The organism is Sphingobium sp. CR28 (genome assembly GCF_052327305.1).
In the GTDB taxonomy this organism is placed as follows: domain Bacteria; phylum Pseudomonadota; class Alphaproteobacteria; order Sphingomonadales; family Sphingomonadaceae; genus Sphingobium.
Genome location: NZ_CP182486.1, coordinates 847,026 through 860,568, shown reverse-complemented (window position 1 = coordinate 860,568; position 13,543 = coordinate 847,026). Strand labels below are relative to the sequence as shown.

Here is a 13,543-nt window from a genome sequence, read left to right as displayed (position 1 = left end):
TTAGCACCGCAATTCTGAACGGGAGACGACTGGCGTGGCGTTCCACTAGCGGCGCTCCGGTGTAATCGAATTGACGTGGGTCAAAAGTCCTCGGTTCGCTGAGTGGACTTACAGCCCCTCGATCCGCCCGATCCCGAAGCCGGTCAGAGCAGGGCGCAGCGCGTCAACGCTCTCGTCCAGCCGGGTGAAGACAGCAATGCCTTCGGGCGCCGCATCGGGCCAGGGTGCCTCGCCATTCAAGTAGGCAATGCGACGCGCGATGCCCGCCCCGCCGTCCAGAAACGTCATGGGGTGGGGTGCTGCGGCGCGCAGCTCGTCCTGCACCAGCGGAAAGTGCGTGCAGGCAAGCACCACCTGATCCATCCGCTCGCCGCCGGGCTGATCGATCAGTCCCGCAAGCGCATCGGCGGGCACGGCCGGGTCGGCCGGCGCTCCGCGCAACCGCGCTTCTGCATAGGCGACCAGCGCGGCGCTGCCGTGGCGCAGAACGGTGCAGTCTGCGCCATGCTCCGCCGCGAGATTGTCCACATAGCGCTGACGCACGGTTGCGTCGGTGCCGAGTACGCCGATCACCCGGCTTCGCGAAGCGAGCGCCGCCGGCTTGATCGCGGGCACTGTGCCGACCACGGGAATGTCGAGCGCCGCGCGAACCGCTGCGAGCGCAATGGTGGACGCCGTGTTGCAGGCGATCACCGCGATGCGGGGGCGATAACGCTCGACGAGGCGACCAAGCAGTGCCGGCACGCGCCCGTTGATCTCGGCGTCGGTCTTGAGCCCATAGGGAAAGCCGGCATTATCCGCTGCATAGACCACGGGCATGGCAGGCATGAGCGCACGGGCGGGGCCGAGGATCGAGAGGCCGCCGACACCGGAGTCGAAGAACAGCACGGGAGCTTGCGCGGGATCTGGCATGGCGCGTCACTTGGGGGCGAGCCATAGCTGCTGTCAACGGGGTGGATCAATCCTCCCTCAGCCCTTGCGCTCGTCATCGCAGGCGGCAATGGTGCGCGCAGTTCATACAACGGGGAATTGATCGCGTGGTTCTTTGGCAGATGCCGGCCCTTTTGATGCTGCTCGCTTATCTGCTGGGCGCCATTCCGTTCGGTATTCTCCTTACCCGCATGGCGGGAGCAGGAGACCTGCGCGCCATCGGCTCCGGCAATATCGGCGCGACGAACGTGCTGCGGACGGGGCGCAAGGGGCTGGCTGCCGCTACGCTGATCCTTGATGGGCTGAAGGGGGCTGCGGCAGTGTGGCTGGGCGCGTGGCTGGTGCCCGATGGCGGCGCGGCGCTGGGCGGCGTGCTGGCGTTCATTGGCCATTGCTATCCGGCCTGGCTGCGTTTTCGCGGCGGCAAGGGGGTGGCGACGATGCTGGGCGTCACGCTGGCGCTTGCCTGGCCAGTTGGCCTCATCTTCGCAGCTGTGTGGCTCGGGATGCTTGCCGCGACGCGCATTTCCTCCGTGGGCGGCATGTCCGCGGCGATTGCAGCGCCGCTGGCCGCGCTGCTGCTGGATCGGAGCGAGGTCGTGACTGCGCTGCTTGCGATGGCGCTGATCGTGCTGTGGCGGCACCGGGCGAACATCGCCCGATTGCGGCGTGGCGAGGAGCCGCGCGTCGGCACCAAGCGCGGCGCATGAGCGATCTCTCCGGCGAGCGCTTCGATCGCCTTCGCCTCATCCGCTCTCCTCATGTCGGGCCAGTGGCCTACCGGCAGCTGCTGGCGCGGTTCGGCAGTGCGGGAAGGGCACTGGAGGCGCTGCCCGATCTGGCGGCGCGGGGTGGCCGTCGCGATTTCCCAGCTGCGGATGCTGGAGCGATCCAGCGGGAATGCAGAAAAGTTTATATGCTCGGTGCGCGCTACCTCATTCTGGGCGACGAGGACTATCCGGCGCTGCTCGCAGAGGCCGCCGGTGCGCCGCCGGTCCTGATTTATCGGGGGAATGCAGCGCTTTGTGAGGCGCAGCTCGTCGCGATTGTCGGCGCGCGCAATGCGTCCGCCGCCGCATGCCGGTTCGCGCGGGGGCTCGCACATGATCTGGCGGAGCGAGGAGCGATCGTGGCGTCCGGCCTTGCGCGCGGCATCGATACCGCGGCGCATATGGGGGCGGGGTCGTCCCGCACTGTGGCCGTGATCGGCTGCGGGATAGACGTGTTCTTTCCACCTGAAAACAAGACCTTGCAGGAAGACATTGCCGCCAATGGCCTGCTGTTGACCGAGCTGCCTCCCGGCTCGGAACCGCTTGCGCGGCACTTCCCCGCCCGCAATCGGATCATTGCCTGGATGAGCGCGGGCACTGTTGTTGTTGAGGCCGCGCCCCGATCCGGCTCGCTGCTCACTGCCCGGCTGGCGGGCGATGAAGGGCGCGAAGTGATGGCGGTACCCGGCTCCCCGCTCGATCAGCGCGCGGTCGGCTGCAATCTGCTGATCCGCGAGGGCGCGACCCTCATCCAGAATGGCGACGATGTGCTGGAGGCTATCGGCCGGATCGACGCCCGGGCTCTGCGGCAGGAGCGCGGGGGGTATTCACCCGAGCCATCCGGCGATCTTGGCGAGCGAGAGCGTAGCGCGGTTTTGGCGCTACTCGGGCCAAGTCCCGCGCCGGTCGACGAGATTTTGCGGCTTTCGGGCCTCCCGCCTGCGCTGGTGCAGACCGCGTTGCTCGAACTTGAGCTGGCTGGACGGCTTGAGCGCCATGCGGGCGGGCGGGTGAGCCTGAGGCTGTGAACCGCTTGACCTCATCCTCCGCTTGACGCATCGCCCCGCCGCTCTCCAAACTCGCGCGTGTACGTGAGAGCCGAATGAACCGGAGCGCCAATGCAGCTTGTCATCGTTGAATCGCCGGCCAAGGCAAAGACCATCGAGAAATATCTGGGTAAGGACTTCCGGGTGCTGGCCAGCTATGGTCACGTCCGCGATCTGCCCCCCAAGGACGGTTCCGTAAATCCCGATGAGGGGTTCGCGATGGCCTGGGAGAATTATGGCGACAAGGCCAAGCAGCTCAAGGCGATCACCGACGAGGCGAAGAAAGCCGACCGTCTGATCCTCGCGACCGACCCTGACCGGGAAGGCGAAGCGATCAGCTGGCATGTGCAGGAAGTGCTGCGCGCCAAGAAGGCGCTGCCCAAGGAGGTCGACCGCGTCACCTTCAACGCGATCACCAAGGCGACCGTCACTGAGGCGATGAAGCATCCGCGCGCGCTCGACGAGGACCTGATCGACGCCTACCGCGCCCGCCGCGCGCTGGACTATCTGGTGGGCTTCACGCTCTCGCCGGTGCTGTGGCGCAAACTGCCGGGCGCCAAGTCGGCCGGCCGCGTACAGTCGGTCGCGTTGCGGCTGGTGGTGGAGCGTGAGCGGGAGATCGAGAGCTTCACGCCCCAGGAATATTGGTCCGTCACGGCTGAGATGGAGCAGGGTGGGCAGGCCTTCACCGCGCGGCTCGTCAAATGGCGCGGTGACAAGATCGACCGGCTGACGATCGGCAAGGAAGGCGACGCGTTTGCTGCAAAGGCCGATGTCGAGGCCGGGCGCTTCACGGTCGCGAATGTCGAGACCAAACCCGGCACGCGCAATCCGCCGCCGCCCTTCACGACGTCGACGCTTCAGCAGGAAGCCGCGCGCAAGCTGGGTTTCTCCGCCAGCCACACGATGCGGGTCGCCCAGAATCTCTACGAAGACGGCGCGATCACTTATATGCGGACCGACGGCGTGCAGATGGACGGCAGCGCAATATCTGCGGCACGCAAGGCGATCGCCGATCGCTACGACGGCGGCTATCTGCCGGACAAGCCGCGCCAGTACCAGACCAAGGCCAAGAACGCTCAGGAAGCGCACGAGGCGATCCGACCGACCGACTTCAACAAGGCGACGGCAGGGTCGGGAGATCACGCCCGCCTCTACGAACTGATCTACAAGCGCGCGCTGGCGAGCCAGATGGCCTCTGCACGGCTAGAGCGTACTACGATCGACATGCTTGACGGCACGGGGCAGCACGGCCTGCGCGCCACGGGGCAGGTGGTGCTCTTTCCCGGCTTCCTCGTCCTCTACGAAGAGGGACGCGATGATGCGGAAGATGATGACTCCCGCCTGCTGCCCCGCATGAACGCGGGCGATGCCCCGGCGAAAAAGGCGGTAAACGCGGAGCAGCACTTTACGCAGCCGCCGCCGCGTTACTCCGAGGCGAGCCTCGTCAAGCGGCTGGAAGAGCTCGGCATCGGCCGACCTTCGACTTATGCCTCGACCCTGCAGGTGCTCAAGGACCGCGACTATGTGCGCGTGGAGAAGAACCGCTTCTTCGCCGAGGAGAGTGGGCGGCTGGTAACGGCCTTCCTGGAGCGGTTCTTCGAGCGCTACGTCTCCTATGATTTCACCGCGAGCCTCGAGGATGAGCTGGACGAAATCTCCGGTGGGCGCGCTCAGTGGCAGGCGGTGCTGGAAGCCTTCTGGCGCGACTTCAAGCCCAAGACCGCCGAGATCATGGAGCAGAAGCCGTCCGACATCACGGCTGCCCTCGACGAATTTCTGGCGCCCATGCTGTTCCCGGACAAGGGTGACGGTTCCGATCCGCGCGTGTGCCCGCTTTGCGGGGATGGGCGGCTCTCGCTGAGGGGCGGGCGCTTCGGGGCATTCATTGCGTGCTCCAACTATCCCGAGTGCAAATATACCCGCAAATTTGGCCAGCCGGGCGGTTCCGGCGAAGGTGGTGACAGCGGACCGGAGGTGCTTGGCACCAATCCGGACACTGGCCTGCCGATCACGCGCAAGTCCGGGCGCTTTGGCCCCTATATAGAGATGGGCGAGGGCAAGGAGGCGAAGCGTGCCTCGATCCCCAAGGATCTGCCTGACGGTGAGTTGACGCTCGACTGGGCAGTGAGGCTGCTCAGCCTTCCGCGAACGGTTGGTGACCATCCCGAGAGCGGCAAGCCGATCACGGCGAGCATCGGCCGGTTCGGGCCTTATCTGGCGCATGACGGCAAATATGCGCGGCTCAAATCGACCGCCGAAGTCTTTGAGACGGGGATGAACGCCGCTGTCGTGAAGCTCGCCGAAGCCGCCGACCGATCTGGGCCGAGGCGCGGCGCGGAACCCCTCAAGGTTCTGGGCAAGCACCCGACCAGCGAAGGCGAAGTGAAGCTGATGGCCGGGCGCTACGGTCCTTATGTAACCGACGGCACGACCAACGCCACGCTGCCCAAGGCAGCCGATCCGGAGGCGCTCACGCTGGAGGAAGCCGTGGCGCTCATTGATGCGCGTGCCGCTGCCGCTCCGGCAAAGAAGGGCAAGGGCAAAAAGGCGCCGGCGAAGAAAGCCGCAGCCAAGAAACCCGCAGCCAAGAAGCCAGCTGCGAAGGCGACCGCGAAGAAGAAGGCAGCGGCGGAAAGCTGATCTCTGCCTGCCAGAAGCAAAGCTGCGACCGCTCCGCGTTGAAGCACGGAGCGACCGAACCTAAATCGCTCCTCGCGTCCGCATGAAGCAGGATGCGAGGACGAAAGGATCAGCGATGAGCGATGCGAGCTATGTGCCCCCCAAGGTCTGGACATGGGACAAGGACAATGGCGGCGCGTTCGCTGGCATTAATCGCCCGACATCCGGCGCGCGCACCGAAAAGGCCCTTCCGGTCGGCAAGCATCCGCTACAGCTCTATTCGCTCGCGACTCCCAATGGCGTGAAGGTCACCATCATGCTGGAGGAGCTGCTGGAGGCTGGCGTTAAGGAGGCCGATTACGACGCCTGGCCGATCCGCATCAGCGATGCGGACCAGTTCGGCTCCGGCTTCGTGGAGATCAACCCCAACAGCAAGATCCCGGCACTTGTCGACCGTTCAGGCCCAACGCCACGCCGTATCTTCGAATCCGGGTCGATCCTCATCTATCTGGCGGAAAAGTTCGGCAAGTTCCTGCCAACGGATCTCGACGGGCGCACCGAGACGCTCAACTGGCTGATGTGGCAGATGGGCAGCGCGCCGTTTTTAGGGGGTGGCTTCGGGCACTTCTACGCCTATGCGCCTGAGAAGATCGAATATGCGATAAACCGCTACGCGATGGAAGCCAAGCGCCAGCTCGACGTGCTGAACCGCGACCTCGCCGACCGGCGCTATGTCGCGGGCGATGAATACACGATCGCGGATATGGCGATCCTGCCCTGGTACGGCTTCCTCATTACGGACAACATTTACAACGCGGCGGAATTCCTGGCCGTTCACGAATATGAGCATGTCGTTCGCTGGGCGAAAGAACTGAGAGCGCGCCCTGCCGTGCTGCGCGGCCGCATGGTCAATCGCACGTTCGGAGAGTTGAGCGAGCAACTCCACGAGCGGCACAACGCCAGCGATTTTGAGACCCGGACGCAGGACAAGCTGACATCGGCCACATAAACGCCCGATCTCAGACTCAGGCGTCGATCACGTCCTCGTCCACGCTCGCCGCATTCTCCTGTATGAAGGCGAAGCGGTGGGCGGGGTTGGTGCCCATAAGCCGGTCGACCAAATCCTTGACGCCGGCCCGCTCCTCATATTCCTGGGGAAGCGTGATGCGGATCATGCCGCGCGTGGCAGGGTCCATCGTCGTCTCGCGCAGCTGCCCCGGGTTCATTTCGCCTAAGCCTTTGAACCGGCTGATGTCGACTTTCTTGCCCTTCAGCGGGCCTGCCATCAGTTCTTCGCGATGAATGTCGTCGCGCGCGTAAATGCTCTTTCCGCCGGAGGTCAGGCGGTAGAGCGGAGGCTGAGCGAGGAACAGGTGCCCGCGCCGCACCAGCTCGGGCATTTCCTGAAAGAAGAACGTCATGAGCAGTGTGGCGATATGCGCGCCGTCTACATCCGCGTCGGTCATGATGACAATGCGTTCATAGCGGATATTGTCCGGATTGCAGTCCTTGCGAGTGCCACAGCCGATCGCCTGGATGAGATCGGCGATCTCCTGATTGGCCAGGATCTTGGCTGAAGTCGCCGAAGCGACGTTCAGGATCTTGCCCCGGATCGGAAGGATCGCCTGCGTCTTTCTGTCCCGTGCCTGCTTGGCACTGCCGCCTGCGGAGTCGCCTTCCACGATGAACAGTTCGGTGCCCGCCGGGTCGTCCGCCGTGCAGTCCGTCAGTTTGCCCGGAAGGCGCAGCTTGCGGCCCGAGGTCGCCGTCTTGCGCTTGATTTCCTTCTCCTGCCGACGGCGCAGGCGCTCGTCCATCCGCTCCAGCACGTGCCCGAGCAAAGCCTTGCCGCGATCCATATTGTCCGTGAGGAAATGGTCGAAATGGTCGCGCATTGCCGCTTCGACGAGCCTGGCGGCCTCGGGCGAGGTCAGCCGGTCTTTGGTCTGGCTCTGAAATTGCGGTTCGCGGATGAAGACGCTGAGCATCAGCTCGCAGCCGGACATGATGTCGTCGGTCTGAATGTCTTTCGCCTTCTTCTGACCCACGAGGTCGCCAAAAGCGCGGATTCCTTTGGTCAGGGCGGCGCGCAGACCCTGTTCATGCGTGCCGCCGTCCGGTGTCGGGATGGTATTGCAATACCAGCTGGTAGATCCATCCGACCAGAGTGACCAGGCGACTGCCCATTCGACACGCCCCGCGCCGTCTGGAAACTCCTGCGTGCCTCGGAAAAATTCCGAGGTGGCGCATTCGCGCGCGCCCAGCTGCTCCCTGAGGTGGTCCGAGAGCCCGCCGGGGAACTGGAAGACGGCCTCGGCTGGCGTATCGTCCGTGATGATCGCGGGATCGCACTTCCAGCGGATCTCAACACCCGCAAAAAGATAGGCCTTTGAGCGCGCGAGGCGGTGCAGCCGGGCCGGCTTGAATTTCAGTTCGCCGAAGATGTCGCTGTCCGGCGTGAAGGCGACCGACGTGCCGCGCCGGTTTGGTGCTGCGCCGATTTTTTCGAGCGGGGCGAGCGGCAGTCCGCGCGAGAAGCGCTGGCGATAAAGTTCGCGATTGAGCGCGACCTGGATTTCCGTGGTGGTGGAGAGGGCATTGACGACACTGATACCTACGCCGTGCAGTCCGCCGCTCGTCTGGTAGGCTTTGTCGCTGAACTTTCCGCCCGAATGAAGCGTAGTGAGAATAACTTCCAGCGCTGACTTGCCGGGGAATTTGGGATGTTCGTCGACCGGTATGCCTCGTCCGTTGTCGACGATGGTCAGGCGATTACCGGCCTCCAGTATGACTTCGATGCGGGTTGCGTGGCCGGCGACAGCCTCGTCCATAGCATTGTCCAGCACTTCGGACGCCAGATGGTGAAGCGCCCGCTCATCCGTGCCGCCGATATACATGCCCGGCCGCCGCCGAACCGGCTCAAGCCCTTCCAGCACCTCGATGGTGGATGCATCATAGCTCTGAGTGCTCGCGGCGGAGCCGGCGAAGAGATCATCGGACATTGCTGAAACCTATAGGAGGGCGGGAGTCGACCGCGCAAGGGCGATGCCGTTGGCGTGTGTTTCTGTGGCGGCACGTGATCGAAGTCCGCACGTGCTCCCTGTTGCAATTATAACACAGGTGGTTGGTTACCGATTGATGAAGAGAAACCTCCTCCGCCGTCAATCGTATGGGCCGCGTCGATAAAAAACTTCGAGGAAACATTATGATACGTAAGGATATCATTTCGATCGCGCTGGCATCGTCGATTGCATTCGCGACGCCCGCGCTGGCTCAGGACAATGATATCGGTGACTGGTCCGGGCCTTATGTCGGCGGCAGCCTCGGTCTGGCGTGGCAGCCCAATTTTGACCGGGACACCCTCGAGAGGCTGACTTTCGACACCAACGGTGACGGCGTCTACGGCGACCCCGTGAATACGGCTACTGGCGCCGACGCGTTTTCTCCCGGCTTCTGCCGTGGCCGCGCCTTGGGCAGCACGCCGGGCACTTGCGGCGGTGACAAGGACAAGCGCGTCGCGTTTTCCGGCTACGTTGGCTATGATCGCCAGTTCGGGAACATCGTTGTCGGCGGTGTGCTCGAAGGCGGGCGCACGATGATCGGCAACGCAGTGAGCGGCTTCAGCACCACTCCGGCAAGCTATGTTCTTTCGCGGCGGATGGACTGGGACGCATCGGCGCGCCTGCGTGCCGGCGTTGCCCTGCCGACCAACACACTGATCTACGGCACTGGTGGCCTTGCCTATGCGAAGGTGAAAAACAGCTTTGCGACGAACAACACGTTCAACAGCTTTACCGAAACCAATCGTTCCAGTGACGAGTGGGGCTGGACCGCTGGCGGCGGCGTCGAGCAGAAAATCTCGCGCAATTTCTCGATCGGTGTCCTCTATCGCTACACCCGCTTCAAGACGGACGGGTATACCGTGAATGCCGGGCAAGGAACGCCACCGTCCGCGACGAACCCGTTTGTCATCACGCCGGCTGGCAGCACGAATATCCAGCGCACCAACAACGTTTTTGACAATCACGGCATCCGTGCGACGGCGAGCTTCCGCTTCTGACGCAAGGCATTTAGCACTGCCCGATATCAAGAAAGGCCGGGGACATCGTCCCCGGCCTTTTCTACATTCGACTAAATCTTGAAGCTCAGCGCACCCGCGGCCCGCCATAGGGCAGGGGTGGCGGCGTGCGGCGCGTGCCGCGCGGCAACTGTGCCTGATAGGCTCGGCCGCAATGCTCCACGCAATAGGGGAAGCCGGGATTCACCTTTTCCCCGCAGAAATGGAAGTCCGGCTCGCCGGGATGACCCATGGGCCATTTGCAGATCTTCTCGTTGAGATCGAGCAGGCTGGTTTTGCCGGCGATCTCCGAACTAGGCTTGGCGGGCACGAGGCGACGCGGCGGCGCGGGCGGAATCGGCTGCTGCTGGTCGCCCGGTCCCTGGCGCAGAAATCCGCCTGGGCCCACCGAGACGATGCGCGGCGCGGGAGGCGGAGGCGGCGAATCCGGGGACGCGGATGGGGCAGGGGATGGCGCCGAAGGCGGAGGCGTGGGTGCGGGCGCAGGACGCGCCTCGACAGGCGCGGGCCGGGGCTCGGGGCGCGGGGCGGGCTTGCGTGCCGCCGGTGCGCTGGGCTTGGCGGGAACATCGGTCGCCTTCACTGGCGAAGGGCGCGCCTGAAGGCCAAGGCGATGCGCCTTGCCGATCACCGCGTTACGGCTAACGCCGCCCAGTTCCTCCGCGATCTGGCTCGCGGTCATGCCCTTCTCCCACATCTGCCTCAAATGGTCGATGCGTTCGTCGGTCCAAGACATTCTATCGTTTCCTCCGGGAATTGCGGCCATATGGGGAGTCATCGCGCAAAGGTCAAATCATCGGTGAGAGGGTGCGGGCAGCGGTTGCGCAGCGGGCTGCAAGAGTTTAGTCGCGAACGCTATGTCGAGCGAGCCTGTCGCATCTCCGCCTCCCGTCGTTCCCCACAGTCTGATTCGTCATGAACCGGGCGTTCCGGTCATTCGGGCAGTCAACTGGGCGGGCATGATGGCGCTTTACCTCAAAGAGGTGCGGCGTTTCATCAAAGTGCAGCTGCAGACCGTCTGGGCGCCTGCGCTCACGACGTTGTTGTATCTCGTCATCTTCACCGTGGCGCTGGGTCGTTCGGGCAACAGCGTGCTGGGCGTTCCCTTTGCGGACTTCGTGGCGCCCGGGCTCATCATCATGGGCATGATGCAGGCGTCTTTCCAGCATGCCAGCTTTCCGCTCATGGTCGGGAAGGTGCAGGGAACCCTCGTCGACTATCTGATGCCGCCCATTTCAACAGGGGAACTGCTCTTCGCGCTCGTTGGGTCTGCGATTACCCGCGCGGTGATGGTCGGGCTGGCAGTCTGGATTGCCATCGCCCTGTGGCCCGGCGTGCATGTGGCGCCTCGGCACCTGTGGGCGGTGCTCTGGTTCGGTCTGATGGGTTCGGCGCTGCTGGCCTTTGTTGGCGTGCTGACGTCGATCTGGGCGCAGAAGTTCGATCATAACGCAGCGATCGCGAATTTCGTGGTTGCGCCACTCTCGCTGCTTTCCGGCACTTTCTATTCGATCGATCGCCTGAAGCCTGCGTTTCAGGCAATCAGTCACGCCAATCCGTTTTTCTACGCGATTTCCGGATTCCGGTATGGGTTTCTCGCCGAAGCGGACACGCATGTGGTGACGGGCGCTTTGGTACTGCTCGCGATCAACCTCGTGCTGGGCGTCCTATGCTATCGATTGCTGGCCACGGGCTGGAAGATCAAGGCCTGAACGGACTGGGGCGCGCCGCGCGGGCGCCTTCTCAGTGCCAGTGCCGGGGGTCCATGCGGTAATTGCCCGCAGGCTCGCGACTGAACATGGAGGGCAGGGCAGGGTGGTCGATCGGCCCGCCGCTCTTGTCCTCGACCAGATTCTGCTGGCTGACATAAGCGACATAGGACGACTCGGCGCTCTCCGCGAGCAGATGGTAGAAAGGCTGATCGCGCCGGGGACGGATCGACTCCGGAATGGCTTCGTACCACTCCTCGCTGTTCGCGAAGGCCGGATCGATATCGAATACGACACCGCGAAAATCGAAAATGGCGTGGCGAACCACATCGCCGATGGCAAAGCGCGCGTGCGAAACGCGCGGTGCGGAAGCCAAATCACCGGGAAGCGGGCCGTGTTCGGGGCGATGCGGTGTAAACGGGGAATCACTTTTATTCGGCATGATGGCCCTGATGTAGGGCGAATGGACGGGGCTGCAAGGGACTTGGTGGCGCTGTGCGCGACGCGCTTGGCAAAGCGTGTTTCATCCGCTAACGACGCGCCCTCGACGACCCGCCGGCTCATTGCATGGGCCGAGACATCTCAAGACGGAGAGGTGGCAGAGTGGTCGAATGCGCCGCACTCGAAATGCGGTTTACGGGCAACCGTAACGTGGGTTCGAATCCCACCCTCTCCGCCATTCTCGCTTTTTCATAGCGTCTCAAGCTTTCCCAGAACGTCTCAGAAATCGAGCGTTTTCAATTGCTTGCCGGAATGTCGAGTCTCAGCTAATCTCAGGCCGGATCGGTTCATCGCGCTTCAATTGGTAGAACTGAAGGTAGAACTGAGGGGCGAACCAACTGGGGGAGAGCAGCGCAAGAGTCGCTCCGATCACAAGCTGACCTCATGGCGGATACGGGTCTTGGACAGGAGTCCTGGACAATGATGAGCCGTGCACTCAATCGTCTTTCTGCCGCCAGGGTGGCTTCCCTTAAAGAGTCCGGAAAATATTTGGACGGAGGCGGCCTCTATCTCTTCATCGATGGAAGCCGTCGAAGTTGGACGTTCCGCTACAGCTGGCGCGGCAGCCGCTGCGAGATCGGATTGGGCAGCGCCCGTGACCTCACATTGGCCAAGGCGCGTGAGCAAGCAGCCGAATATAGAAGCATGATCGCCGAGGGGCGCAATCCCAAGAAGGAGCGCGAGCAGATCGATCGCCGGGTGACCTTCGGCACCTATGCTGATGACTATATTGAAACCATAAGCACGTCCTGGCGCAATCCGAAGCACATCGCCCAATGGAAGATGACGCTGACGGTCTATGCGGCGCCGATTGCGAAAATGATCATTGAGGAAATCGACACTGATGATGTGTTGAAGGTGCTCAAACCGCATTGGACCCGGGTGCCCGAAACAGCAGATCGGCTGAGGGGGCGGATTGAAAGTGTTCTCGACGCAGCGAAAGCGGCAGAGCTTCGCGACGGCGAGAATCCCGCGCGATGGCGCGGGCATCTTGATCAGCTTCTTCCCAAGAAGCGGCGAGGTGGGAGGGGACATCATGCAGCCCTGGCGTTCCACAAGATCAAACCGTTCATGAAGAGGTTGAGGGCGCGGGAGTGCGCGGCAGCACGGGCGTTGGAAGCGACGATCCTGACAGCCGCGCGCACAGGCGAGGTGATCAACGCCGATTGGTCTGAGTTCGATCTACGGCAGAAGATTTGGATTGTGCCGGCCGAACGCATGAAGATGGAGCGCGAGCATCGCGTGCCGCTCACCGCGCCCGTGATCGCGCTGCTGGGAGCGACTCCGGAATCTCAGCGTGACGGCTTGGTGTTCAAACGGCCGGACGGGAAGCCGCTCAGTAACATGGCGATGCCGATGCTGCTGCGTCGAATGCAGGTCGAAGAGACCGTTCATGGATTTCGGTCGACGTTTCGGGATTGGGCAGCCGAAACCACCAATTTTCCAAATGAGGTTTGCGAGATGGCACTCGCTCACAGCATTTCGGGAAAGTCGGAGGCCGCATATCGGCGGGGCGACCTGTTCAAGAAGCGCCGAAAGCTGATGGAAAGCTGGGCAAAATATTGCGGATACCTGCTCGATCCGAGTAGACGTTCCTGATCTCTGTGCCGGGGGCGGGTTAACCCAGGGATGCTCGCCCCCTCACTCGTCGGCCACATTCATAGTATCGAGGCCTAGCCCAAGATCAGCCGGCGCGGGCCTGCCGTACTGGCGGGTCCGGACACGACAGAAGGGCCGCGAACGCGAGAGCATTACCGGTGGGCACTAGCGGTCCATGGTTCTCCGGCTTTTGAGCGCGTTCAAATGACTGAATAGCTGGCGGGGGGCGCCGGGAAGAATATAATTGCGCCCCTCGGCCGAGTCACCCGTCACGCGCAGCCTGACAGC

General features: G+C 63.3%; 11 protein-coding genes and 1 tRNA gene. 8 read left to right on the top strand and 4 right to left on the bottom strand.

Translation table 11 applies throughout. The features are described 5' to 3' along the window. Positions 1–108 precede the first annotated feature (108 nt). Positions 109–912 carry a glutamate racemase gene (murI, locus tag ACNAOH_RS04030; RefSeq protein WP_443971484.1) on the bottom strand — a complete coding sequence of 268 codons (804 nt, stop codon included), beginning with the start codon at positions 910–912 and terminating at the stop codon, positions 109–111. Between the two features lie 140 nt (positions 913–1,052). Between murI and plsY the strand changes: the two genes are divergently transcribed. The 4 genes from plsY (at position 1,053) to yghU (ending at position 6,377) form a co-directional block, all read left to right on the top strand. Continuing rightward, complete coding sequence (gene plsY / locus ACNAOH_RS04025; protein WP_443971483.1) at positions 1,053–1,640, top strand: glycerol-3-phosphate 1-O-acyltransferase PlsY; 588 nt, start codon at positions 1,053–1,055, stop codon at positions 1,638–1,640. Next, on the top strand, positions 1,637–2,728 hold the full coding sequence (gene dprA, locus ACNAOH_RS04020; RefSeq protein ID WP_443971482.1) for a DNA-processing protein DprA: 1,092 nt from the start codon (positions 1,637–1,639) through the stop codon (positions 2,726–2,728). Before plsY ends, dprA begins: the two co-directional genes overlap by 4 nt. Before the next feature lie 90 nt (positions 2,729–2,818). Continuing rightward, complete coding sequence (topA, locus tag ACNAOH_RS04015) at positions 2,819–5,389, top strand: type I DNA topoisomerase (protein ID WP_443971481.1); 2,571 nt, start codon at positions 2,819–2,821, stop codon at positions 5,387–5,389. Between the two features lie 115 nt (positions 5,390–5,504). After that, the gene (yghU, locus tag ACNAOH_RS04010; RefSeq protein WP_443971480.1) at positions 5,505–6,377 is read left to right on the top strand and encodes a glutathione-dependent disulfide-bond oxidoreductase; all 873 of its coding nucleotides are present in this window, start codon (positions 5,505–5,507) and stop codon (positions 6,375–6,377) included. A 16-nt stretch (positions 6,378–6,393) separates the two neighbouring features. Here yghU and parE read toward each other — a convergent pair whose 3' ends face one another. Then, positions 6,394–8,370, bottom strand: a complete 1,977-nt coding sequence (gene parE / locus ACNAOH_RS04005; protein WP_443971479.1) for a DNA topoisomerase IV subunit B — start codon at positions 8,368–8,370, stop codon at positions 6,394–6,396. Between the two features lie 203 nt (positions 8,371–8,573). On the opposite strand from parE, the gene ACNAOH_RS04000 reads away from it, so the two are divergent. Then, positions 8,574–9,428: an outer membrane protein gene (locus tag ACNAOH_RS04000; RefSeq protein WP_443971478.1), complete on the top strand. Its 855-nt coding sequence runs from the start codon at positions 8,574–8,576 to the stop codon at positions 9,426–9,428. A gap of 85 nt (positions 9,429–9,513) precedes the next feature. On the opposite strand, the gene ACNAOH_RS03995 is transcribed toward ACNAOH_RS04000, so the two are convergent. Continuing rightward, on the bottom strand, positions 9,514–10,182 hold the full coding sequence (locus ACNAOH_RS03995) for a GcrA family cell cycle regulator (protein WP_443971477.1): 669 nt from the start codon (positions 10,180–10,182) through the stop codon (positions 9,514–9,516). A gap of 121 nt (positions 10,183–10,303) precedes the next feature. Here ACNAOH_RS03995 and ACNAOH_RS03990 point away from each other — a divergent pair, with 121 nt between their 5' ends. Then, the gene (locus tag ACNAOH_RS03990; protein ID WP_443971476.1) at positions 10,304–11,158 is read left to right on the top strand and encodes an ABC transporter permease; all 855 of its coding nucleotides are present in this window, start codon (positions 10,304–10,306) and stop codon (positions 11,156–11,158) included. 31 nt (positions 11,159–11,189) lie between these two features. Here the strand turns inward: ACNAOH_RS03990 and hspQ are convergent, their stop codons facing one another. Continuing rightward, positions 11,190–11,597 carry a heat shock protein HspQ gene (gene hspQ / locus ACNAOH_RS03985; protein ID WP_443971475.1) on the bottom strand — a complete coding sequence of 136 codons (408 nt, stop codon included), beginning with the start codon at positions 11,595–11,597 and terminating at the stop codon, positions 11,190–11,192. A gap of 147 nt (positions 11,598–11,744) precedes the next feature. Here hspQ and ACNAOH_RS03980 point away from each other — a divergent pair. Continuing rightward, positions 11,745–11,834 (top strand) — tRNA-Ser (locus tag ACNAOH_RS03980). A 242-nt stretch (positions 11,835–12,076) separates the two neighbouring features. Then, positions 12,077–13,255 carry a tyrosine-type recombinase/integrase gene (locus ACNAOH_RS03975; RefSeq protein ID WP_443971474.1) on the top strand — a complete coding sequence of 393 codons (1,179 nt, stop codon included), beginning with the start codon at positions 12,077–12,079 and terminating at the stop codon, positions 13,253–13,255. The last annotated feature ends 288 nt before the right edge of the window (positions 13,256–13,543 follow it).

What these genes read in the sequence shown, in the direction of transcription:
- parE (WP_443971479.1), bottom strand. Translation starts at nt 8,370, where the DNA reads ATGTCCGATGATCTCTTCGCCGGCTCCGCCGCGAGCACTCAGAGCTAT.
- ACNAOH_RS03975 (WP_443971474.1), top strand. Translation starts at nt 12,077, where the DNA reads ATGATGAGCCGTGCACTCAATCGTCTTTCTGCCGCCAGGGTGGCTTCC.
- murI (WP_443971484.1), bottom strand. Translation starts at nt 912, where the DNA reads ATGCCAGATCCCGCGCAAGCTCCCGTGCTGTTCTTCGACTCCGGTGTC.
- yghU (WP_443971480.1), top strand. Translation starts at nt 5,505, where the DNA reads ATGAGCGATGCGAGCTATGTGCCCCCCAAGGTCTGGACATGGGACAAG.
- hspQ (WP_443971475.1), bottom strand. Translation starts at nt 11,597, where the DNA reads ATGCCGAATAAAAGTGATTCCCCGTTTACACCGCATCGCCCCGAACAC.
- dprA (WP_443971482.1), top strand. Translation starts at nt 1,637, where the DNA reads ATGAGCGATCTCTCCGGCGAGCGCTTCGATCGCCTTCGCCTCATCCGC.
- plsY (WP_443971483.1), top strand. Translation starts at nt 1,053, where the DNA reads ATGCCGGCCCTTTTGATGCTGCTCGCTTATCTGCTGGGCGCCATTCCG.
- topA (WP_443971481.1), top strand. Translation starts at nt 2,819, where the DNA reads ATGCAGCTTGTCATCGTTGAATCGCCGGCCAAGGCAAAGACCATCGAG.
- ACNAOH_RS03990 (WP_443971476.1), top strand. Translation starts at nt 10,304, where the DNA reads ATGTCGAGCGAGCCTGTCGCATCTCCGCCTCCCGTCGTTCCCCACAGT.
- ACNAOH_RS04000 (WP_443971478.1), top strand. Translation starts at nt 8,574, where the DNA reads ATGATACGTAAGGATATCATTTCGATCGCGCTGGCATCGTCGATTGCA.
- ACNAOH_RS03995 (WP_443971477.1), bottom strand. Translation starts at nt 10,182, where the DNA reads ATGTCTTGGACCGACGAACGCATCGACCATTTGAGGCAGATGTGGGAG.